We start from the raw sequence: 22,400 nt of genomic DNA on the forward strand, positions 1-22,400 counted from the left end.
AGCGCCCGGCGCCATGCCGAGGCCACCGTGATCCAGTCCGCCCTGTCCCGCCCGTCCCATGCCCTGACCACCCATCGGCGGCTGATTCCCCATCTGATGGCGGGCCTGTCGGCCGTGTCGCTCACGCTTGCCGCGCCGGAGGCCAGGGCCACCGACATCCTCTGGACCGGCGGCAATGGCGAATTCTTAACCGGCAGCAATTGGGCGGGCGGCGTTGTTCCACTTGGCACTGATGCTGGGGTGTTTGGCGATGTATTGGCCAGAACCGTGACGGTGACTGTCGCGCCGGCAACATCGGCAGGCACCGGAGACCTCAAGTTCAATGCGGACGCCGGGCAGGTGACCTTCAATCTGGGCTTAGGCGCCGGATCCAGATTTGCGATCGTTGGCCGCGTCATCACCGACGCTGCGGGCCAGGCCCCCATCTTCAATGTGCAGGCGGGCGGCACCCAGTTGGTCTTCCAAGCCGGCACCGCATCGGCTGGCAATGCCACCATCAACAACCAGGGGACAGTGACTTTCGAAGGCACTTCCTCTGCCGGCACGGCCATCATCAACACCACCAATGGCGGCCTGCTCTATATCGGAGGGAACTCGCAAGGCGGTTCAGCGGTGCTGAACGCCACCGACAGCACTATCCGCGTTGAGACAGGGGCACATACTCAGAACGCAACGATCACGCTGAACGGAACAAGCGCGCTGCGGTTTCAGGGCGGGGGCGCAAGTGCCAGTGCGGCTTCGATCACCGCCAATAGCGGCTCGCTGGTCGAGTTCACTGGCTACACCTTCGGCGGCACGGCCAGCCTCGACATCAAGAGCGGCGCGACGCTCGAGATGCAGAACAGTAGCAACCCCACCCTGGCCTTCAGCTCGCTGATTGCCAACGGCACGGTCAATATGGGCTCCACGAACCTCACCGTCGGCTCGCTCTCGGGCGCCGGCACGATCGACACGGCCAGCGCCGGCGGGCCGACGATCACGGTTGGCGGCGGCAATGTGTCCTCGTCATTCTCGGGCACGATCACCGGCACGACCCTCGGTCTGGTGAAGAACGGCACGGGCACCTTCACCTTCGGCGGCACGATGGCGACCTCCGGACTGACCCAGGTGAATGTCGGCACCCTGCAGGTCGACGGATCGATCGGCGGCACGGGCGGTGTGTCGGTCGCCTCTGGCGGTACGCTGGCGGGCGCTGGAACCGTCTCCGGCTTCACGGTTGCGTCCGGCGGCTTCGTCGCGCCGGGCAGCGGCGGCATCGGCACGCTGAACGTCACCGGCAATGCCACGCTGAATGCCGGCAGCACGACCGTCATCGAGGTCTCGGCGGCCAGCGCCGACAGGCTCGCTATCTCCGGCACGGCGAGCCTCGCCGGCGGCCTTCGGCTGGTCACGGTCGGCACCGGCTTCTCGTTCGGCACCAATTACACGATCCTGTCCGCGGCGGGCGGCCTCACCGGCACGTTCAACCCGGTGAACATCGTCGGTTCCTTCGGCCCCGGCATCGGCACCAATCTCAGCTATACCGGCACCGACGCCATCCTCTCGCTGTCGGCCAATGCGCTGCTCCCGCTGCTGCCGACCGGCATCGCCACCAACCCTCGCAATGTCGCAACCGCCATCGACCGCGCGGTCGGCGGCGGGGCCGACGGCTCCGCCTTCTTCGGCCTCTATGCGCTGAACCCCTCGGCCATGCCGGGTGCGCTCTCGGCCCTGTCGGGCGAGGCCGCGACTGGGACCCAGCAGACCGCCTTCAATGCCGCAGGCCTGTTCCTCTCCATGATGCTCGACCCGATGACCGGCGCGCGCGGCGCGACCGCGGCCTCGGCCAGCCCCTCGCTGGTCCAGATGGCCGATCCGCCGGTCGGTGGCCGGGCGGTTGCGGTCGATGCCGGCTGGAACGTCTGGACCAAGGCCTATGCCCAGTCGGGCGCGACCAATGGCGATGCCGGCACAGGTGCTGCCTCATCCACCGGTAGCCTCTATGGCGTGGCGGCCGGCGCCGACAAGCGCCTCACGCCGGATACGCTGGTCGGCTTCGCCCTGTCGGGCGGCGGCACGTCCTTCGGCCTCGGCCAGGCCCGTGGCTCGGGCACCGGCGACACGTTCCAGGCCGGTCTCTATGGCTCGACGCGGCTGGGCGACGGCTATGTCTCGGCGGCGCTTGCCTATGGCTGGAACAGCTTCTCCATCTCGCGCACTGTCGCCGCCGCTGGCCTCAACGAGACCTATGCATCACGCGTCACTGCCCAGACCTATGGCGGCCGCCTCGAGGCCGGCTGGCGCATGGGTGTCCGGGCCTATGGCCTGACCCCCTATGCCGCGCTGGAAGCCATCGGCTATCAGGCGCCCGGCTATGCCGAGACCTTCACGGCCCCCACCACCGGCGCTGCCGCGCTCGCCTATGCCGGCAAGTCCTCGGCCTCGATCCGCAGCGAGCTCGGCCTGCGCGCCGATGCCCGTACCGAACTCGCCCCCGGCCAGACCCTGATCACCTATGGCCGCCTCGCCTGGGCCTATCAGGCGCGTCCCGACCGCTCGGTCGATGCGAGCTTCCAGGGCCTGGCCAATTCCGGCTTCACAGTGTTCGGTGCCCGCGCCTCGACCCACACGGCGCTGGCGTCGCTTGGGGCGGAACTGCAGATCGCCGCCGGCACGCGGCTGTCGTCGTCGCTCGATGCCGAGCTTGGCGACCGCCATCGCTCCATCCGCGCCAATCTCGGCCTGCGCCACAGCTGGTAAGCCAGCGCAGGCGGCGCGTTGATGGAACGGGATACCGCCGGATGAGTTCAACGAGCTGGTTGACTTCACACCGCGATTCCCATTCCGATAGCGGATCATGTCGATTGCTCTCGTCACAGCCGACCTGCCGGTTCACCAGCTGTTGAAGGTTGGCTACGCGGCCTGGGCCCGTGGCGACATGCGCCCCCTGCTCGCCATGGCGGCGCCGGCCTGCGAACTCACGATCGCCGGCAATCCCGCGCTCAATGCCGGTACCGGCACCTGGATCGGTCCGGCCGCGATCGTCCAGGCCTTTGCCCAGATCCGGTCGGCGCTCATCCTGCGCGACATGACCATCGAGAGCATGCTGGTCGATGAGACACGGGCCTTCGTCCATCGCCATGCGGTGCACGAGGTCATCAGCACCGGCCGCACTCACGAGACCCAGTTCGTCGATGTGCTCGACCTCAGGCGCGAGCAGATCACACGCGTCCAGATCTTCTACGACACGGCAACCATGGCACTGATGATGGGCCAGGTGCGGGTTGCGACCGTCACCACCACCGGGGCGAGCGATCCCAAGAGCAGCCTCGGCGGATAATATGAGCCGGCTGATAACTGGCTTGCCGGATCAGGCGGCAGCGCCGGCCTTGGCCTTCTCGGCCTCCTGCAGCGACATCACCAGCGTCGGGGCGATCCGGTCCCAGATATGGGTGAAAATGTGCTTCCAGCTGCCGCAATAGACGCTGGGGTTGTCGAAGCCGCGCTCGGTCGACCAGCGCTGCGCGAGGTGGCCGCCGCCGCAGGCATCCATGAACTCGCACGCCTTGCAGACATCGGCCAGCTGCGTGCTGGAATCATAGGCTGCGCGCCAGCGCGGGTCCTGCTGCACGGCCTGCAGCGCGTTGGTCAGCACGCTGGAATCGGTGCGCGTGGACCCGTCACCGACGATCCGCAGCACGTCCAGCGGCTCCAGTGAGCCATCGGTCATCAGGGTCACGACTTCCGTCGGCCCGAGCCCGATCGTCTCGGAGACCGCGGCCTGCCCCACCAGCCCCTGGATCATCGCATCCAGCGTGCCGATCCGGACGCCGCGCTCGGCGTAGCGGTCGAACCAGACGTCGAAAAGCTTGGTGAAATAGGTGCCAATCTCGGGGGGATTGTCGAGATGGGTGGCATCCGGCGGCAGGATGTCGAACTGGGTGATGCCCAGTTCATCGACCACATAGGAGATGATCCGCTCCGGATCGGTCGCCGGATTGCACACCGAGATCAGCCCGGGCTCGATGCCGGCTTCGCGCAGGAACTCGATGCCGCGAATGGTCTCCGCGTGGGTCCCCTTGCCCTTGAAATCGATGCGGTTGGCATCGTGGATATCGGGCGGACCATCGACGCTGACGCTGATGCCGATCTCGTATTCGACGAAGATCTCGGCCCATTCCTTGTCGATCAGGATGGCATTGGTGCACACGCCGCGCTCGATCAGGCAGCCGGTGCGCTCCTCGATCTTGTTCAGCTTCTCCTGCAGCGCCACGAAGCGCCGCTTGGGGAACAGAAGCGGCTCGCCGCCGTGGAACACCAGCATGAAGGAGGTGAGCCCGTGCTGCGTGATGTGTTCTTCCAGGCGCTGGCAGAAGGCGTCCTCCACCTCGTCGGTGAGTACGGCGGGCTTCTTGTAGACGTCGGCGTCGCGGAACCAATAGCAGTAGGTGCAGGCGATGTTGCAGCGAGACGCGAGCTTCACCAGCACGAAGGAGAAGACATGGCCATCCTGCGCGGGCGTCCGCATGGCGGCGGCCGCCGCCGAGGTCAAGCCTGTCGAAGGGGCTGCAGACGAACCTTGGGCAACCTGCATCGGGGGCCTTTCCAGGTCGAATTAAGATAAGCCGGCAAAGTCACTGCGGCGCCAAATCTTGGCTGAAAACGCGATAGTCCACCATAAAAAAGCTGTGGCAGATGAGCTTGCGCCCACCTGCCACCGGCCTTGACGACAATCCGTCGCGCCCGCAATCACCAGCGGCGATAATAGCGGAAGCGGCGGTAGAAGAAACGGGAATAGCGGCGGTAGAAGAACCGGCGATAGACGAAACGGCGATAGTAAAACTGCGCGTTCTCGATCTGCGGTTCGCCGGTCTCGGCGCCCTCGCCGGCCTGCATTTCGGCGCCAGGGCTGTCCTGGATGATGCCGTTGAGGGCGGCATTGGTCGACGAGATGCTCATCGACGGCGCCGCTTCGGCACCCTTTGTCCCGATCACGCCGACGGCGCTGGCGGCACCGAAGCCGATACCCAGAGCCTTCAGACGGTCCAGAAGTCCGCGGCGGGACATGCCCGTCGTGTTCAGCTCGCTCTGCAGGTCCTTGGCGGCCTGTTCGCGCTTGTCCAGTTCATCGCTCATCTTCGACTCCGCTACCGGTTGCCGCCGTTACGGCAGGACCGTCAAGGGCCCCATGGCCTCTCATGGGATACGGACAGAAACAGTTCCGTTGGGACAGGCTAGCAAAGCCACCCCCCTGCGACAAGATGCCCCGAAGGGCCGAAAATGCGAAAAATCCCACATTCCCCAATACGGTAACCCAATGCCTGACCGCTTCGCTTCAGGTGGAGGAATGTTGCGGGTCCAGAAACGATTCCCCGATGGCAACCTCGGCACGGACGCGCGAACGCCCGGCGCGAAGGCCGGGCGTTGCGGTCAGCTCGGGGGCGACTGGACGCCCGACCGAGAGCTTACTGGATGACGTGGACGACGCGACGATTGGCCGGGTTCACCAGATAGAGGTTCTGGCCGACCACGATGTAGCGATACTCGGTCATGCCCATGTCGTTCGGCAGCGGGCGCAGCTCGACGCTGTCAGGCAGTGTGTCACCGGTGGAGACATTGACGCCGTTCGGCATCTGCACGGCCGCATGCGGCGTCCGGCGCCAGTAATCGCGGATCATCGTCTGCTGCTGGGCCGTCGGCGGAGCAACAACGGCGGAGTTGGCGCCGGGCGCCGTCGGCAAGGTACCGGCCTGCGCGAAAGCAGACGTGGCGGAAGCCAGAGCAATGGCGGAAGCCAGAAGGAGCTTTTTCATGAATTGATCCTCGTTCATCAACAAATCCGAGCGGATAACCGGCGGAAGAGACAAGCCATAAGCTTGACGGCCAGCAGGCTATTGCTGGAGATGAAACGGGGGCGGACGGCAATCGTTCCGGGCCAACGTTCAAAAAGGGCCCGTCAGCTCTGATGAACGGAAACCCGGCCGTGACGGCGCCCCTATGGGAGCGCCGCCCGGAGATTTTGTGGAACAGGACGGAGTTCTCGTTCCGGCCAGCAGGGCGTGCCGGAAAGAACAGGCCGTATCAATTTACCACCTGGGATCGGGCCGTTCTATGGCGAGGTCCAGCGAGAGGTCGTCATGGTCGAGAGCCGCCTCCAGCGCATCGAGCCTGGAGGTGAACGAGGCGGTCATCGCCGCCTTCTCGTCGTCGCTGAGCCAGCTTGCCGCCACGCCCGCGAGACTGAGTTTGCGCGCCTCGGCCACGTGCCAGCCATTGGCGGCAAACAGCGTGCGCCAGCAATGGCCCATGGTCGTCTTGAACATGGTGGGATCGTCGGTGCCCAGCACGATGTTGAAGCCGGCCTCGTACATGCGCTTGATGCGCTGCTGGCGCGGAATGCGGTTCGGCACGATCGACGACCAGCAGGCCATGGTGAAGGGGATCTGCTCGCGGGCCGCGCGGGCCGTGATCTCGGCATCGGCCAGGATGTTGTAGCCATGGTCCAACCGGTCGCATCCCAGCGCATCGCGGCAATGGGTGTAGTGAACCGGCGGTCCCTCGAAGAGCGTCTGGTTGTCCTCGCAGATATGGGCCGTGCGCTTGTAGCCGGCGCGCCCTGCCCGCCTCCAGGCCTCCACCCAGACGAGCGGCGGACCGGCGCGCTCGGCGCCATCCAGCCCGACGCCCACCACCCGCTCGCGCGGATGCTCGGCCATCCAGTCCAGCATCTGCAAGGCTTCCGACGGCAGGCAGACCGAGCGGTCGATGCAGGCGATCATCCGCGACGTCACGCCAAAAGCGCGCTCGGCCTTCTCAAGCCCTTCGATCAACCCATCGACGATCTCCGGATAGGTGGCGCCGTTCGGGGTGTAATAGTGCGGGTTGAAGAAGATCTCGATGTGCCGGACATGACCGTGGCGGTGCATGTCCTCGACGCATTCGAAGGCGACACGAGCGAAATTCGCCTTGGACCGGACCGCCAGCGCGCCGAGCCGCAGCACTTCCAGGAAGCCGTAGAAATCCTGCCACTGGTAGAGCGTCTCGGCCGGACGCGGCAGCGCCACGCCATTGGCCACGGCCAGTTCCACAAGTGTGGTGGCCCTGACGGCACCCGCGATATGGCAATGCAGCTCGACCTTGGGGACAAGGTCGAGATAGTCGGAAAAGCTGATCCTGCCGGTCACGATGCGCGCCTCAGGCCCCAGAGGAACATGGCGGGGCCAACCGGCACGTTGGCCAGTTCGGCGCGCCAGGCCGAGGGCCCGACGAACTGGCCAAGCGGCATGTAGAACCCGGCCTCCGCCGCCCGCTTGTGGATCGCCTCCGCGATGGACTTGGCTTCCGCCTCGCTGGAGGTCGCGGCGAAGGCTGCGCGGAGTTTCTCGACCTCCTCGTCCTTCGGCCAGCCGGCAAAGCCCGCAGGCGCGCCAACGCCGCCCATATAGACGTTCTGCAAGGGCGTCTGCATGTCGGGCACGGTGTTGGTCGTGTGGAAGATGTGCCAGCCCTCGGGGCGCGTGCGCCGGCCGAAGAACGTGTTCAGGTCCATGGTGGCGAGTTCCACCTTGAAGCCGAGCTTGGTCAGCAGGTCCTGCGTCACGAGGCCAAGCGCCGCGATACCCGGCGCATCGGCCGGGTGCAGGATGACCACCGGCTTGGAGAGATCGGCGCCGCTCGCGGCGATCTCGCGCTTGGCGGCCTCGAAGTCGAAGGCCGGCATGCCGGCACTCGTCTCATAGGTGGTGCCGCAGCCATACATGCTGCGGCATTCGCGGCCGAACTCGGACCTGACGGCGACGGCGGCCAGATAATCCGCCTGGTTGACCGCCTGCATGACGGCGCGACGCACCTTCACATTGTCGAAGGGCGCGGCCACATGGTTGAACCGCATGATGCCCTGATAGCCATAGGGGCTGACAACCTGCACCTTCACCAAGCGGTTGCGCTCGAGGATCGGCAGGACATCGGGCGGCAGGCGCTCCAGATAGTCGACCTCGCCGGTGAGCAGGCCCGACACCTGGGTCGAGACATCCGGCATGGAGATCAGTTCGACGCGCTCAAAATGGGCGACCTTGGCCCCGCTTGCCCAGACGGAAGGCTCGCTGCGCGGCTTGTAGGCGGCATGGCGCTTCAGAACGATGCGGTCGCCCGGCCGGTACTCCTCCTTGACGAAGCTGTAGGGGCCGGAGCCCACGGGATCGATGATCGGCCGGGTCGGCGGCGTATCGGCCAGCCGCTTCGGCATGATCATCGGCACCATGGCGCCGGGCTTGGAGAGGGCCTGGAGGACAAGGCCATAGGGCTCCTTCAGCACCAGTTTGAAGGTCTTGGCGTCCACCGGCTCCAGCGTCTGCGCGGCTTTCAGCAGGGCCGCGCCCATCGTGTCGCGGGCGCCCCAGCGCCTGAGGCTCGCCACGCAATCTTCCGAGGTGACGGCAGTGCCATCGTGGAAGGTCAGGCCATCGCGCAGCGTGAAGGTCCAGGTCGCGCCATCGGCGCTCTTGGTCCAGGTATCGACCATCTGCGGCTTGACCTGCCACTTGTCGTCGACGGCAAACAGCGTGTCGAAGACCAGATAGGAGAAGTCGCGGGCGGTGAAGCTCGTGGTGAAATGGGGATCGAGGATGGTGGTCAGCGTTTCCGGCACGACGCGCAGCGTCTGGGCCCGGCTGACGGTCTGGGCGCCGGCAGAGGCCGACAGGAGGAACGGCGCCGACAGTCCGGCGAGAAAAGAACGGCGGTGCACGGCGTGGATCCTCCATCACAACGAACGGTTGCGGCAACCGACCGAGCAAGTGCCGTGCCGGGATGCAACGCGGCGGGAGTGTAGAGCGGCCCCGCGCCACAAGGCGAGGGCCAGACGCGCATGCGTGCCGGTCAGCGGTCAGGCGCCGCCGCCGCCCTGGCTTGCGACGCGCGTGAGCGCTGCCCTGAGGCCGTCGGCCATGTCTGCCGGCAATTCCCGCTCCAGCGCCGCATGTTCGGCCCGCCAGATCGGCACGGCGGCGTGGAGCACATCGTGGCCTGCCTCGGTCAGGGCGAGCAGCCTTGCCCGCTTGTCGGTGGCATCCGGTCCACTGCGGGCGAGACCGCGCCGCTCCAGCGCCTTGAGGGCCGCGGTCAGCGTGGTGCGGTCCATGGCCAGGAACTCCGCGAGATCGCCGAGCCGCATGGTCCCTGCCCCGCCGAGCGCCATCATCAGCGAGAACTGGCCATTGGTCAGCCCGACCGGCTGGAACGCCCGGTCGAAGCGGCGCGCCAGCGTTCGCGCCGCGCGCTGGGTCGCCAGACACAGGCAGGCATCACGGACATGATGAACGACGTCGAGTGCTACGGGCTTTGACATGGTGGCTATAGGTTGATATCAACTCAATGGGGATAAGTCCACAGGAACCACGATGGCCCCCGCCATCACCAGGGAGCAAGCGCATGTATGTCGTCGGATTCGTTGCCGCCGTGCCGACCGCCAATCGGGAGGCTTTCCGCCTCCATGCCGAGGCCGCGGCCGTGATCTTCAAGGAGCACGGCGCCCTGCAGGTGGTGGAATGCTGGGGCACTGATGTGCCCGAGGGCACGGTCACCTCGTTCCCCATGGCCGTGAAGCGCAAGGACGACGAGACCGTGGTGTTCTCCTGGATCACCTGGCCGGACAAGGCGAGCAGCGATGCCGGCATGGGCGCCCTGATGACCGACCCGCGCATGTCGCCCGAGACCAATCCCATGCCCTTCGACGGCCAGCGGATGATCTTCGGCGGCTTCGAGGCGATCGTCGTCCACTGAAGCGTTCAACGTCCGGAGCGCCATCAGTCCGGCGCAAGAATGAAGAGCCCTTCAAACACGATCGGCAGACGTGAGCGCGTCAACGGCAATGGCACAATGTCCGACCATCGACGCTTACATTGTGGCATTGCCTGAGGCCGTGCGAGACGTTGCCTCGTCAGTGCGAGAGACAATCAAGAAGGCAGCTCCGGGTGCGCTCGAGGCGATGAAATACGGCATGCCCGTCTTTCAGAAGGCTGGCGCCTCGTTCATATACTTCGCAGTTTGGAAGAAGCACGTGGGCTTGTACCCCATCTATAGAGGTACTGACGATTTCGAAGAAGCAATCGGACCCTACCGAGTGAAGAAGGATACCGTTCAGTTCCCCCTCGACAAGCCCCTGCCGAACGAACTGATCGCCAGGATTGTCCACTCGCAGCTGGCAAGACTGAGGTCGGACAACGCCAATAACGACGCATAAGGGCTTGTCTGCTTCAGCCTGTCAGCCGGCTTCATCCTTCGCACGGCACGCAAGACAGGGCTGAACTTCCCGGATTCTGCAGCGCGCCGAATTGACGCTGTCTGAAGGTCCTGACTAGGGTGCGCGGTGATGTTGAATCGTCTCCGCAACCCGGACCTGCGTCCCATTCTCGCCGCTCTCTATGCAGTGGCGATGCTGTGGCTGGGCTTTGCACATCATATGGGCCAGCCGGGTTCGGCCGCGGCCGCCGGTCTTGAACGGATCGTCCTGCCCGATGGATCGGTGGCCGAATTCTGCCTTCCCGGTGCCGACCACAAGCCGGGTGGCACGACCGGAAAGTCAGCGCTTCCCTGCGATGCCTGCCTTCTGACCGCCATGGGCGGCGTGGTCGGCGAGGCTCCCGGCCTGCCGCGCCCGGCCGAGATCGGCGCCAGCCTCACCTTCGTCCTCGAACCCGCCATCGTTGCGCAACAGCGCGCCGAACGCGCCCGCTCGCGCGGTCCCCCCAGCCTCGTCTGATCGTCGACCCGGCGACAGTGTTCGCCGGATCTCCTGCCGCATGGCCCCAGGGGCCCTGCGCGCGAACCCGTCCGACAATCCAGACCAAGACGCCGCACAGGCGAGGCAACACCCATGTCCAGAACCCTTCTTCGCGCGCTGCTCGCCAGCACCGCGCTATCCGCCCTTGCACCGCTTTCCGCGGCCATGGCCCAGCAGAGCCAGCCGACCGCCCTGCCCCAGGTCGACGTCCAGTCGACGCAACAAGATGGAGCCGGCACCGAGCGCACCACAGCCGGCCCGGTCCAGGGCATCCGCGCGACCACCAGCCAGAGCGCGACCAAGACCCAGACACCCATCGAGCAGGTGCCGATCTCGATCCAGGTGATTCCGCGCCAGCTCATCGACCAGCAGGGCGCGCTGTCGCAGACCGAGGCTTTCCAGAACCTTGCGGGCTTCCAGGCGCTGCCGGTGATCAATTACGGACAGCAGAATCACAAGGTGCGCGGCTTCGCCGCCGAGCGGCTGACCGACGGCCTGCCCAACTACTTTGACGCCGGCGCGCGTGACCTGCTGGTCAATGTCGAACGCGTCGAGCTGCTGCGCGGGCCTCAGGCCCTGCTCTATTCCGGCGGCGCCAATGCCATCGGCGGCGTGCTCAACGTCATCTCCAAGCTGCCGACCGATCGTCGCTTCGCCGAATTCGGCATCACGGCCGGCGGCCGCAGCTTCTATTCGCCCTGGTTCGACATCAACCAGCCGCTGAATTCCGAGGGGACCGTCCTGTTCCGCATTACCGGCCAGTTCGAGGGCACGCGGTCCAACATTGACGTGCTCGACCGGCAGAGCCTGTCGATCAGCCCGACGCTCACCTTCACCAACAATACCGGCACGTCGCTGACCGTGCAGGGCCATTATTCGCGCCGGGCCCAGCAGGATTACAGCGGCCTTCCGACCGTCGGGACCATCGACCGGTCGACGATCTCGATCCGCGACACGCTGTTCCCCGGCAATCCCAGCGTCCCCAAGGCGACATCGGACCTCGCCTCCCTGACGATGCGCTTCGACCACGCCTTCAACGAGACCTGGTCGACCTTCACCACCGCGCGCATCGCGACATCGGCCTTCAACGAGCCCTCGCAGGGCCTGGTCTCCAACCAGCCCTCGGCGGCGCCATCCACCTTCGACGTCTACAACCTCGTCGTCCGCGAGCGGTTGAACGAGGTGAGCCTCAACTCCAACCTCGTCGGGCGCTTCCAGACCGGCCCAGCCCAGCACCGCCTGCTGTTCGGCGTCGACTACAACCGCGTGACCGAGCGCGGCGGCATGTGGGGCGATTTCGTCGGCACGGGGGTCAACTATCTCAACCCCGTCTTCCCGACCTACACCGAGTCCGGGCCGTTCTGGGGCACCTATATCGCGGCCAACAATGCCTATCGCACGATGGGCGCGACCGTGCAGGTGCAGACCTCGATCTGGAACCGCCTGCACCTCCTGGCCGGCGTGCGCGTCGCCAATTTGCAGATCAACGACAACGATGCCGCGATCGCCAAGACCCACGAATCCAGCAACACGCGCGTCCTGCCCCGGGTCGGGGCAGCCTTGGAGGTTCTGCCCGGTTTCTCGCTGTTCGCCGGCTATGCGGAAGGCATGAAGCCGGTGACCTTCTACACGGGCCTTGCCCCGGCCAAGCCCGAGGAATCCAAGCAGCTGGAAGCGGGCATCAAGCTGCATCCCGGCCACGGCCTGTCGGCAACCATCGCGCTGTTCGAGCTGACACGCCGCAACGTGCCGACCTCAGTGGGCTTCCTCTCGGTCCAGACCGGCGAGCAGCGATCGCGTGGCGTCGAGGTCGATGCCACCTGGCAGCCGAACCGCAACTGGTCGTTCCTGGCGAGCTACGCCTATGTCGACGCCTTTTTGGTGCGCGACGGCAATGCCGCCCTGGTCGGCCAGCCGTTGAACGCAGTGCCGCGCAATTCGGGCCGCCTGTGGGCCAATTACAAGTTCACCGAAGGCACGCTGGACGGCCTGTCGATCGGCGGCGGCCTCTATGCGGCCTCAGACCAGGTGGTCGAGCTCGGCAGCGCCTGGCGCACGCCGGCCTTCGTCACCTTCGATGCCCGCGTGGCCTACCAGTACCAGAACTGGACCATCGCGCTGACCGGCAAGAACCTCGCCGACCGGCGCTACTTCATCCCCTATCCCTACTTCTCGGGACGCGTCGCGCCGGCAGAGGGCCGCACGGCCTATCTGACCGTCTCGACGAAGTTCTGACGGCCCGAGACTGCGCCGCCGCCCAGGCGGCGGCGCCCCCTTGTCCCAATCTTCCAGCTGGCGACCATCGCCCCAACAGGACACGCCATGACCATTGATCGCCGAACCCTGATTGCCGGCCTGACCGGGCCGGCGCTCGCAGCCTCGACGCTGATCGCCGGAGAGCCGGCGGCGGCACAGCAGGCAGGGCACCCCGCCCCCGCCAATCCGAGCCTCGATGAGCAGAAGGACATGCACGACCGGCACATGGACGCGATGAACAAGGTGCTGGGTCAGGGCCTCTGGGGCCAGGAGGAGATCGCGATGCTCCTCTATCCGAAGTTCACCGCGCTCGACCTCGTGGCGCCCCACTATTTCTTCGCCTGCCTGTTCGGCGCCAAGGTGCATCTGGTAACGACCGAGACGGATCTGTCGCCGGTCCCGTCGGATCTCGGCCTGGCGATCCAGCCAACCATCACAATGGCCGATGCGCCCGCCAATCTCGACGTGCTGTTCGTGCCCGGCGGCACCGAAGGCACACTCTCGGTGATGCAGCGGGCGGATACGATGGACTGGATCCGGGATCGTGGGTCGCGCGCGAAGCACGTCACCAGCGTCTGCACTGGCTCGATGATCCTTGGCCGCGCCGGCTTGCTGAAAGGCCGGCGGGCGACCTCGCACTGGGCGGTCCGCCCGGTTCTGTCCGATTTTGGCGCCATTCCCGTCGACGCCCGCGTCGTGCACGACGGCAATGTTCTGACGGGCGCGGGGGTCACGGCGGGGATGGACTTTGCCATCACGCTGGTCGAACTGCTGCGCGGCAAGCCCTATGCCCAGGCCCTGATGCTGCAGGCCGAATATGCCCCGGCACCGCCGATGCTCGGTGGAACAGCTGCCACCACGCCAGCCGACGTCACCGGCATGATGGGCGAGATGTTCGCACCTCTCCAGACGCAGTTCAGGGCGCTGGCGCCTGGGTGAGACCCAGGCCTATTCCGCCGGGCCCGGACTGTCGGCCTTGGGCTTTGGCCGCTGGAAGGTCTGGATGAACTGGCGGAATGGCACCACCATCTGCCCGATGAAATCCTTCGGGAAATCCGGATCGTCGACGCCATATTCCTCGGGCAACTCGCCCTCCGGCATGTAGAACGTGCCGAACATGTAGTCCCAGAAGGAGAAGGTTGGCGCGAAGTTCTTCTCGCCACCCAGATGGACCGGGCCGTGGTGCCAGCGGTGGAACACCGGCGTGGCGAAGACATATTTCAGCGGCCCGAGCGTCCAGTTGAGGTTCGAATGGACCCAGGCGGCGGTGAGGATGTCGAAGGGCACCAGCGCCACCATCACCTCGGGCGAAATGCCAAGCGCCACCATGGTCATCTGCGTCAGGCTGGCGCCGAGCAGGTTGTTGACCGGATGGTTGCGGTAGGAGGTTGTCCAGTCGACATGCTCGGCCGAGTGATGGACCGCGTGGAACGGCCACAGATTGCGGCCGTGGAAGATCCGATGGGCCCAGTAGAGCATGAAATCGGTGCCCAGCATGTAGATCGCGCCCTGCGCGACCGGATGCAGCGTGCTGAGCGGCCCGCGGCCCTTGGTCAGGAAATCCTCGACATCGGCGGCACTGGTTACCCCGCTCGCCAGCGCCACCACCAGCACCACCAGCGCAGTGCGCAGATAGGGCATCAGAACGGGAATGATGAAGAGGTAATGGGTATCGGTCAGCAGGCCGGGATTCTTCCACCAGACCTGGCCGGGATTGCAGGCCTGGCTCGGGAACAGCGACACGACCGTGAAGAGCGCGGCAAGCCCGATCGCCCAGGGCAGTTGCGAGGTCAGGAGATCGGCGAGCTTGTGAACAAGGATGAGGAAAACGTCCATGGGCTTGGCGATCTCGGGCTGGCGGGGGAACCGGGCCAACCCTGCGATATCATCCTTAACAACCGATGAAATTGGCCCGTTTCGGCGGCAAACGCGGCCATTTCCGTGGGCCATGATGGCCGCTTTGTTAATCCGGACCGGGCATAGTCATGGCATCGGCCACGTCCTTCGCATCCAGGGGTTCAAGCGGTGCCCTCCAGCCTGCCCATCCGTCTCGGCATCCTCACCCTGTTCCTGCTCGCCCTCGGCGTGAGCGAGGCCGCCCGCACGCTGCCGCCCGCCCCCCCGCGCACGCTGCAGATGCGCGACATGACCTGGCCGGAGGTCTATGCCGCGGTCCAGTCGGGCTCCACCACCGTCATCGTACCGACCGGCGGGATCGAGCAGAACGGCCCGCACATGATCCTCGCCAAGCACGACCATATCGTCGGCTTCGCGGCGCTCAGGATCGCCGAGAAGCTCGGCCGGACCCTGGTCGCCCCCACGGTCTCCTTCGTGCCGGAAGGCAATTATTCGCCGCCGACCGGCAACATGCAGCTGCCCGGCACGATCGGCCTCCCCGAGGCGGTGTTCGAGCAGGTGCTGGAGGGCATTGCCCGCAGCCTCAAGCTCGCCGGCTTCCGCACCATCGTGTTCATCGGCGACCACGGCGAGAGCCAGCCGCCACAAGCCAAAGTCGCCGCAAACCTCACCCGTGAATGGGCAGCCGACGGCGTGCGCGTCGTCCAGTCCGACCGCTATTATGACGATGCCGCCCAGAATGCCCGCCTAAAGGCCGAGGGCGAGACCGAGGCCACCATCGGTTTCCATGCCGGTCTGATCGACACGTCCGAACTGATGGCGGTCTTGCCGGCCGGCGTCGATCTCGAACGGCTGCAGACCATGCCGCGCAGCCTCGCCCAGATGGGCGCCAGCGGCGATCCGAGCAGGGCAAGCCCAGCCCGCGGACAGGCCCTCCTGGCGATCCGCATCGATCAGGCTGTGGAACAAATTTCGAGCCTGCGCACCGGCCATTGAAGCCAGCGGGACGCTACGTCCGGCCAGCGCCCGCCCGCAGTTTCCCAAAGTTTGACGCAAATTGCCCGCTGGCGGTTTACCGCTCGAAAACGCACGCCCGTTAGACACAATCCCCAAGCGCAATAACACTTCATCAATCAAACCCGGCCTTGCGCTCGATCATGTCGAGCAAGCCAGACCGGGAACGGAGTTCTGTACGATGAACTGAATCTTACTTCGTCAAACCACAGCGGAATACCTTCCGCCTGACACCGACATCGACTTGGATCCCCCGATGCCAATAGTTCCGTTCCCCGGCGTATCCCACGACAACGACAGCAAACAGACAGGCGATCATTTCCAGCAGCTGTGCCAGGATGCGACCGCCAACGCCCGCTCCGCCGCCGACCGGCTGCCGCGCCACCCTGCCCGCCCGCGTCAATGGCTGGAGGTCGACATGCACCTGAAGCTCGCCGGCGACCACCTGACCCGCGCGACCCTGCTCTACCGCCAGCAGTTCGGCGATCCGCCGCTCTAGGGGCGGCTTCGCCGGCATGCCATCTCCCACCTTGGAACGGCTTCAAATCTCGCCCTGAGTGCCTTATGGGTTCCCCGCACCCAGTCGAGGACCATGTCCATGAACGCTCCGCTCGCCGCCGGTTCCTATGAGCTGTTCCCGCTCGCCAAGGACGACACGCCCTATCGCAAGCTGACGTCCGAGGGCGTGCGCGTCGAAAAGGTGCTGGGCAAAGAGGTCGTCGTGGTCGACCGCGAGGCGATCCGCCTCCTGTCGGAAACCGCCTTCATCGACATCAACCACCTGCTGCGCCCGGGCCACCTGGCCCAACTTGCCAAGATCATCGACGACCCCGAGGCGACGGCGAACGACAAGTTCGTCGCTTACGACCTCTTGAAGAACGCCAACATTGCCGCCGGCGGAGTTCTCCCCATGTGCCAGGACACCGGCACCGCGATCATCATGGGCAAGAAGGGCCGCCTGATCTGGACCGAAGGCGAGGACGAGGCAGCCCTCGGCCAGGGCGTGCTCGACGCCTATGCCAAGAAGAACCTGCGCTATTCGCAGCTGGCACCGATCTCCATGTTCGAGGAGAAGAACACCCGCAACAATCTGCCAGCCCAGATCGAGCTCTATGCCGAGGGCGAAGAGGCCTACAAGTTCCTGTTCATGGCCAAGGGCGGCGGTTCGGCGAACAAGAGCTTCCTGTTCCAGGCACCGCCCTCGATCCTCACCCATGACCGGATGATCAAGTTCCTCCACGAGAAGATCCTGACGCTCGGCACCGCGGCCTGCCCGCCCTACCATCTCTCCATCGTCATCGGCGGCCTCTCCGCCGAACACACGATGAAGACCGCCAAGCTGGCCTCGGCCCGCTATCTCGATGGCCTGCCGACCCAAGGCTCGGAATTCGCCCATGCCTTCCGCGATGTCGCGATGGAGCAGGAAGTCCACAAGCTGACCCAGGCGATGGGCGTCGGCGCGCAGTTCGGCGGCAAGTATTTCTGCCATGACGTGCGCATCATCCGCATGCCGCGCCATGGCGCATCGCTGCCCATCGCGATTGCGGTCTCCTGCTCGGCCGACCGCCAGGCCAAGGGCAAGATCACCCGCGACGGTGTGTTCGTGGAGGAGCTGGAGCACAATCCGGCCAAGTATCTGCCCGAGATCGACGAGGCGAAGCTCGGCGGCGATGTCGTGCGCATCGACCTGAACCGACCTATGTCGGAAATCCTGGCGACGCTGTCGAAGCACCCGATCAAGACGCGCGTCTCACTCACCGGCACGATCATCGTCGGCCGCGACCTGGCGCATGCCAAGATCCGTGACCTGCTCGATAGCGGCAAGCCGATGCCGCAATATCTGAAGGACCACCCGATCTACTATGCCGGCCCCGCCAAGACGCCCGAGGGCTTTGCCTCCGGCTCCTTCGGTCCGACCACGGCCGGCCGCATGGACGGCTTCGTTGATCAGTTCCAGGCCGCTGGCGGCTCCATGGTGATGCTCGCCAAGGGCAACCGCTCCCGCGAGGTGCGCGAGGCCTGCGCCAAGCATGGCGGCTTCTATCTGGGGTCCATCGGCGGCCCCGCCGCACGCCTCGCACAGGACTGCATCCGCAAGGTCGAGGTGCTCGAATATCCCGAGCTCGGCATGGAGGCGATCTGGAAGATCGAGGTGGAAGATTTCCCGGCCTTCATCGTGATCGACGACAAGGGCAATGATTTCTTCAAGGAACTGAACCTTGGCTGACGTGCCACGTTAAGTCATTGCGGCAACGGGATGGCTGTTTCCGCACGGAAACACGTCGTCCCGGCGGCCGAAATCGCTGCGCAACAGCGCCGGGGCAATGTGCGACCCACGATCAAGGGGACGCGCCATGACCTCCACCAACCCGACCGTGCTGATCACCGAGCCCTTTGCGGCCCAGTCGTTCTCGGCCGTCCGCCAGACCGCGGCGGACAGTCACACGCTGGCGCTCATCGCCTCGTCGCTGGTGGCGGCAACGATCATTGCCTTCCTCGCCATGGTGCTCACCGCCTGGCCGGCCAAGGCTTCCGAGCCGATCCGCATGGCGGCGCTGCCCTCGGCCCTGATCCAGAGCGAGACCGCAATGGCCGCTCCGGCCCGCCCGGCGCCGCTCGCCGGCAACATCCAGACCGCCTCCCTGTCGTCCACGCCGATGCCGCTCGCGGTGAACTGCGCGGACGAGCTTGCCGCCATCGAAACCGAGCTGAACCGGACGCTCGCCAAGGCCGAAGCCCTCGACGGGCAGGACATGGCGCTCCAGTGCCCGGCGTTCCGCTCGCACATGGCGGCGCTGTCTACGGCGACGGCCCTTGCCAGCCGCTGCATGTCCGGCGATGCACGCCGCCTGAAGGTCGGCTTCCTGCGCCAGTCCGCTGCCGAATGGCGCGGCGTGGTGGCGAACGGCTGCCGCTGATCGGTCCGATGCGCCTGCCCGTCCTCGCCCTGACGATGACGCTTGTCATCCCGATCCCGGTATCCGCCAATCCCGACAGCGACTATTGCGCCGGCGAACTGGTCCTGACCGAGATCCGCCTGCGCCAGACCCTGGAGCGGCTGCGCGCAACCAACACCGCACCGATGCCGCAGCGCTGCGCCGTCTTTCGAGAGCACATCCGGGTGATGAGCGGTGCCGCCAGGATCTACGGCCAGTGCATGCGAGGCCATGCCCGCGGCGAGAATGTCGGCCAGATGCAGGGCTCGGTGGCGGACTTCCGCGAGATCGTGGCGAGGAACTGCCGGTAGGCCGGTTCCCGTGACAGCGCAGATCCTCACCTCTCCCCCACGGGGAAAAGTCGGCGCGTCCGCGGAAAGGGTTCAGAGCGCGTCGTTGGTGGCGCGCAGGCGCTTCACCAGCAAGCCCATGACGTACCAGACAAAATTCGGGACTTCCTCGACCATGAAGCGAAACTTCTTCTGGTCGATAAGTGCGACCTCGGTATCAACCAGCGCAGTCGCTGTCGCCGAGCGCGGATTCTGGTCGATCATCGAGATCGCCCCCATCGCGCGGCCGCTGTCGATCTTCTCAATGAATTTGCCGCGGCTGGACATCTCAACCTCGCCACTCAGCACAAAATACATGTAGGTCGGCGTTTCGCCTTCGCGGAACAGCACGTCACCACTGCGGTAGCGCATCACCACGCCGAGTCCGCGCACCATCTGGCTAAAGTCAGCTGCTTCGTCCGCCATCGCTCAACCTGCATCCCGTCAGCTGTCACAAAAACATAACATTGTCTGCGACGAGACGGGGGTCAAGCACGGGCGATATCTCGTCAGAATCGCGGGCGGGCCTGCCGCGTCAGGAGAGGCTGGCAACACTCTGCCTGCTCACGCCCTCAGTTGTTCGCCGACCGCCTCGATCAGCTGCTTCAGCGAGAACGGCTTCGGCAGGAAGGCGAAATGCTGGCCCTCCGGCAGGTCGTTCTTGAAGGCCTCTTCGGCATAGCCCGAGACGAAGATCACCTTCAGCGTCGGATTGGTCTTGCGCAGCTCACCGAGCAGGGTCGGGCCGTTCATCTCGGGCATGACCACATCGGACACGACGAGATCGACACCGCCGCCGCGTTCGGCCATCACCTCCAGCGCTTCGACGCCGGAGCCAGCCTCCAAGACCGTATAGCCACGCGACGCCAGCGCGCGTGAGGCGAAGGCGCGGACGGCCTCCTCGTCCTCGACCAGAAGGATCGTGCCGGCCCCGGTATCGTCGCGAACCGGCGGCGGCGGTGGCTTGACCTCGGGCGCGGGAGGCGGCGCGGCGGGAGCCTCACCGGATGCGGGGGCATCCGACACGAGCAGGACGGCGGGCGCGGACGGCACCTCCTGGACCAGCGGCGGCGCGATCGGCGCCGGCTCGGCCACTTCGACATGGCGCGGCAGGAAGATGCGGAAGGTCGTGCCGCGGCCGACAGCGGTGTCGACGAACACATAGCCGCCCGACTGCTTGACGATGCCATAGACCGTTGACAGGCCGAGGCCCGTGCCCTTGCCGACCTCCTTGGTCGAGAAGAACGGATCGAAGATCTTCTGCTTCACATCGTCGGGAATGCCGGTGCCGGTATCGGTCACCTCGATCAGCACGCAATCGGCCGCCGGCAGGTCGACAGCATGCTCCTTCGAATCGTAGCGCGCCATGTCGGCGGCCTGGACGTTGAGCGTGCGGATGGTCAGCTTGCCGCCATCCGGCATGGCGTCGCGGGCATTGACCGCCAGATTGAGGATGACCTGTTCCAGCTGGGTGACATCGGCGCGGATCGGCCAGAGATCGCGGCCATGGACCATGTCGAGGCCGACACGCTCGCCAAGCGAGCGGCGCAGCAGCATGGAGAGGTCGGACAACACGTCGCCGAGCTGGATCACCTGCGGGCGCAGCGTCTGCTTGCGCGAGAAGGCCAGAAGCTGACGCACCAGGCTCGCGGCGCGGTTGGCGTTCTGCTTGATCTGCATGATGTCGTTGAACGACGGATCGGCGGGCCGATGGTTCATCAGCAGGAGATCGGCATGGCCGATCACCGCCTGCAGCACGTTGTTGAAATCGTGTGCCACGCCGCCAGCGAGCTGGCCGACCGCGTTCATCTTCTGCGACTGGGCGAACTGCTCCTGCAGCTGGCGGAGTTCCGTCGTCTCCACGCCATAGACGATGACCGCCTCGCCGGGCTGGTCCGGGTCTTCGGTCGGCGCCACAAAGAAGCGCGCGAAACGGTTGGCATCGCCGACAAGCGCCGCATCGACCGGCACGAGATCGCCGCGTCCCTGGGCTGCTTCCGACAGGACCTGGGCGAGCGCCGTGCGCGAACTGTCCTTCACCAGCGCCATCAGCGAGCGCTGGTCGCCGTTCGGCAGCAATTCGGCGGTCAGGCGGGCGAAGATCGGATTGGCATGGGCGACCACGCCGGCCTTGTCGACGGTGGCAATCCCGAGCGGGGAATTGTTGAAGAACCGCGCGAAGCGCACTTCCGCAGCGCGCAGGCTGTCGCCGGCATCCGAGCCACGGCCGCGATGGATCACCAGGGTGCGCGAGGCGCCGGGCGTGCCATCGGCGGAGAAGGCCACCTTATGCAGCAGGCGGACCGGCAGGGCCTCGCCGCCGCGCTTCTTCAGATCGAGATCGAAGGTCGCTGTACGCACCTCGCCAGGCGCCGGCGTGACGGTGCGCAGAAGCGCCGCGCCATCGGCGGCCAGCACATCGGCCAGCGCCAGGCCGCCCGGACCGACCTCGGCGAGGTCATGGTCGAGCCAGCCGGCCAGCGTCGCGTTCATGTAGGCGATCTCGCCATTGGCCTCCATCGAGAAGAAGCCGGCAGGCGCGTGGTCGAGGAAGTCGATCGCCTTCTGCAGGGTCTCGAAGGCGCTCTCGGCATTCTGCCGGTCCCGCGTGATGTCATCGACCGACCAGACGGTCGCCTTGGTGACGCCGCGCGGCGCCTCGACCCCGTCTGCGACCAGCGGGCGGACTCTCAGGCGATACCAGCGCGCCGCCTCGATGCCGGCCTGGTGGCGCACCTCTTCCTGGTGGCGGCGGTTCTCGCGGGCGGCCTGCGACAGACGATAGATCGCCTCGGAGACTTCTGGCGCGCCGGTGAAGGCGCGTTCCACGCCGCGCACGTCATCGTCGCCGGTCGAGCCGATCAGGTCGAGATAGGCGGGATTGGCATAGAGCACCCGGCCCGAGGCTTCCGTGACCACCATGGCGGCGGGTGCGCCGTCGACCATCGCCTTGGTGAAATCGTTGCGGCTCTCCTCGGAAGCAAAGCGCAGGATGCCGGCGGCCTGGGCGAACAGCGAGAAAACGCCGACGACCGACAGAAGCGCCAGCAGCCCGATCACGTAAGGATAGGCGTTCTCGCGGCCGATGGTCAGGAAGAACAGGGCGGCGCCAACCAGCACGAGCGCCACCACCAGCACCATGGTCGTCGAGCCGGACCTGTCCGCCCGGTCGACGGCGCGCTGCATGCGCCCCTGCCCCGGGGTCTGGCCTGCGGGCGGGAAACCGGCACTTTTGTCGGCACTGGCCAT

The 22,400-nt window shown here is 66.0% G+C and carries 21 protein-coding genes; 12 read left to right on the forward strand and 9 right to left on the reverse strand.

The annotated features are described in order from the left end of the window. The first annotated feature begins 27 nt into the window (after nucleotides 1-27). Both E8L99_RS20910 and E8L99_RS20915 read left to right on the forward strand, forming a co-directional pair. Entirely contained in the window at nucleotides 28-2,739 is a 2,712-nt protein-coding gene (locus tag E8L99_RS20910) for an autotransporter outer membrane beta-barrel domain-containing protein (RefSeq protein ID WP_168201769.1), read from the forward strand. 97 nt (nucleotides 2,740-2,836) lie between these two features. After that, nucleotides 2,837-3,319 carry a nuclear transport factor 2 family protein gene (locus E8L99_RS20915; protein ID WP_137101368.1) on the forward strand — a complete coding sequence of 161 codons (483 nt, stop codon included), beginning with the start codon at nucleotides 2,837-2,839 and terminating at the stop codon, nucleotides 3,317-3,319. A 30-nt stretch (nucleotides 3,320-3,349) separates the two neighbouring features. Here the strand turns inward: E8L99_RS20915 and E8L99_RS20920 are convergent, their stop codons facing one another. From E8L99_RS20920 to E8L99_RS20945, 6 genes are all read right to left on the reverse strand, one after another. Further along, the gene (locus E8L99_RS20920) at nucleotides 3,350-4,507 is read right to left on the reverse strand and encodes a radical SAM protein (protein ID WP_168201770.1); all 1,158 of its coding nucleotides are present in this window, start codon (nucleotides 4,505-4,507) and stop codon (nucleotides 3,350-3,352) included. Nucleotides 4,508-4,728: 221 nt separating this feature from the next. Beyond that, entirely contained in the window at nucleotides 4,729-5,115 is a 387-nt protein-coding gene (locus E8L99_RS20925; RefSeq protein WP_137101370.1) for a hypothetical protein, read from the reverse strand. A gap of 329 nt (nucleotides 5,116-5,444) precedes the next feature. Continuing rightward, nucleotides 5,445-5,792, reverse strand: a complete 348-nt coding sequence (locus tag E8L99_RS20930; protein WP_168201771.1) for a DUF1236 domain-containing protein — start codon at nucleotides 5,790-5,792, stop codon at nucleotides 5,445-5,447. 273 nt (nucleotides 5,793-6,065) lie between these two features. Next, complete coding sequence (add, locus tag E8L99_RS20935; protein ID WP_168201772.1) at nucleotides 6,066-7,163, reverse strand: adenosine deaminase; 1,098 nt, start codon at nucleotides 7,161-7,163, stop codon at nucleotides 6,066-6,068. Next, nucleotides 7,160-8,725, reverse strand: coding sequence for an ABC transporter substrate-binding protein (locus E8L99_RS20940; RefSeq protein WP_137101373.1), 1,566 nt, complete (start codon nucleotides 8,723-8,725; stop codon nucleotides 7,160-7,162). The genes add and E8L99_RS20940 overlap by 4 nt, the downstream gene beginning before the upstream one ends. Before the next feature lie 138 nt (nucleotides 8,726-8,863). After that, the gene (locus E8L99_RS20945; protein ID WP_137101374.1) at nucleotides 8,864-9,325 is read right to left on the reverse strand and encodes a MarR family winged helix-turn-helix transcriptional regulator; all 462 of its coding nucleotides are present in this window, start codon (nucleotides 9,323-9,325) and stop codon (nucleotides 8,864-8,866) included. Between the two features lie 83 nt (nucleotides 9,326-9,408). Between E8L99_RS20945 and E8L99_RS20950 the strand changes: the two genes are divergently transcribed. From E8L99_RS20950 to E8L99_RS20970, 5 genes are all read left to right on the forward strand, one after another. Beyond that, nucleotides 9,409-9,759, forward strand: coding sequence for a DUF1428 domain-containing protein (locus tag E8L99_RS20950; RefSeq protein WP_137101375.1), 351 nt, complete (start codon nucleotides 9,409-9,411; stop codon nucleotides 9,757-9,759). 88 nt (nucleotides 9,760-9,847) lie between these two features. After that, on the forward strand, nucleotides 9,848-10,219 hold the full coding sequence (locus E8L99_RS24155; RefSeq protein ID WP_391527501.1) for an iron chaperone: 372 nt from the start codon (nucleotides 9,848-9,850) through the stop codon (nucleotides 10,217-10,219). A gap of 129 nt (nucleotides 10,220-10,348) precedes the next feature. Then, nucleotides 10,349-10,738: a hypothetical protein gene (locus E8L99_RS20960; protein WP_137101377.1), complete on the forward strand. Its 390-nt coding sequence runs from the start codon at nucleotides 10,349-10,351 to the stop codon at nucleotides 10,736-10,738. 114 nt (nucleotides 10,739-10,852) lie between these two features. Next, nucleotides 10,853-12,994: a TonB-dependent siderophore receptor gene (locus E8L99_RS20965; RefSeq protein ID WP_137101378.1), complete on the forward strand. Its 2,142-nt coding sequence runs from the start codon at nucleotides 10,853-10,855 to the stop codon at nucleotides 12,992-12,994. An 87-nt stretch (nucleotides 12,995-13,081) separates the two neighbouring features. Next, nucleotides 13,082-13,954, forward strand: a complete 873-nt coding sequence (locus E8L99_RS20970; protein ID WP_137101379.1) for a DJ-1/PfpI family protein — start codon at nucleotides 13,082-13,084, stop codon at nucleotides 13,952-13,954. Nucleotides 13,955-13,963: 9 nt separating this feature from the next. Here the strand turns inward: E8L99_RS20970 and E8L99_RS20975 are convergent, their stop codons facing one another. Then, nucleotides 13,964-14,890: a sterol desaturase family protein gene (locus E8L99_RS20975; RefSeq protein WP_168201773.1), complete on the reverse strand. Its 927-nt coding sequence runs from the start codon at nucleotides 14,888-14,890 to the stop codon at nucleotides 13,964-13,966. A 150-nt stretch (nucleotides 14,891-15,040) separates the two neighbouring features. Here E8L99_RS20975 and E8L99_RS20980 point away from each other — a divergent pair, with 150 nt between their 5' ends. From E8L99_RS20980 to E8L99_RS21000, 5 genes are all read left to right on the forward strand, one after another. Beyond that, a complete protein-coding gene (locus E8L99_RS20980) occupies nucleotides 15,041-15,868 on the forward strand; it encodes a creatininase family protein (protein WP_137101381.1) in 828 nt (275 codons plus the stop codon). Nucleotides 15,869-16,142: 274 nt separating this feature from the next. Further along, a complete protein-coding gene (locus tag E8L99_RS20985) occupies nucleotides 16,143-16,385 on the forward strand; it encodes a hypothetical protein (RefSeq protein ID WP_137101382.1) in 243 nt (80 codons plus the stop codon). 99 nt (nucleotides 16,386-16,484) lie between these two features. Beyond that, nucleotides 16,485-18,113, forward strand: coding sequence for a fumarate hydratase (locus E8L99_RS20990; RefSeq protein ID WP_137101383.1), 1,629 nt, complete (start codon nucleotides 16,485-16,487; stop codon nucleotides 18,111-18,113). 127 nt (nucleotides 18,114-18,240) lie between these two features. Then, on the forward strand, nucleotides 18,241-18,804 hold the full coding sequence (locus tag E8L99_RS20995; protein ID WP_137101384.1) for a hypothetical protein: 564 nt from the start codon (nucleotides 18,241-18,243) through the stop codon (nucleotides 18,802-18,804). 8 nt (nucleotides 18,805-18,812) lie between these two features. Continuing rightward, a complete protein-coding gene (locus tag E8L99_RS21000; protein WP_137101385.1) occupies nucleotides 18,813-19,133 on the forward strand; it encodes a hypothetical protein in 321 nt (106 codons plus the stop codon). A 72-nt stretch (nucleotides 19,134-19,205) separates the two neighbouring features. Here E8L99_RS21000 and E8L99_RS21005 read toward each other — a convergent pair whose 3' ends face one another. Continuing rightward, the gene (locus E8L99_RS21005; RefSeq protein WP_137101386.1) at nucleotides 19,206-19,577 is read right to left on the reverse strand and encodes a Crp/Fnr family transcriptional regulator; all 372 of its coding nucleotides are present in this window, start codon (nucleotides 19,575-19,577) and stop codon (nucleotides 19,206-19,208) included. 138 nt (nucleotides 19,578-19,715) lie between these two features. Further along, complete coding sequence (gene cckA / locus E8L99_RS21010) at nucleotides 19,716-22,337, reverse strand: cell cycle histidine kinase CckA (protein WP_168201774.1); 2,622 nt, start codon at nucleotides 22,335-22,337, stop codon at nucleotides 19,716-19,718. Nucleotides 22,338-22,400 lie beyond the last annotated feature (63 nt).

The organism is Phreatobacter aquaticus, from assembly GCF_005160265.1.
Lineage (GTDB): Bacteria > Pseudomonadota > Alphaproteobacteria > Rhizobiales > Phreatobacteraceae > Phreatobacter > Phreatobacter aquaticus.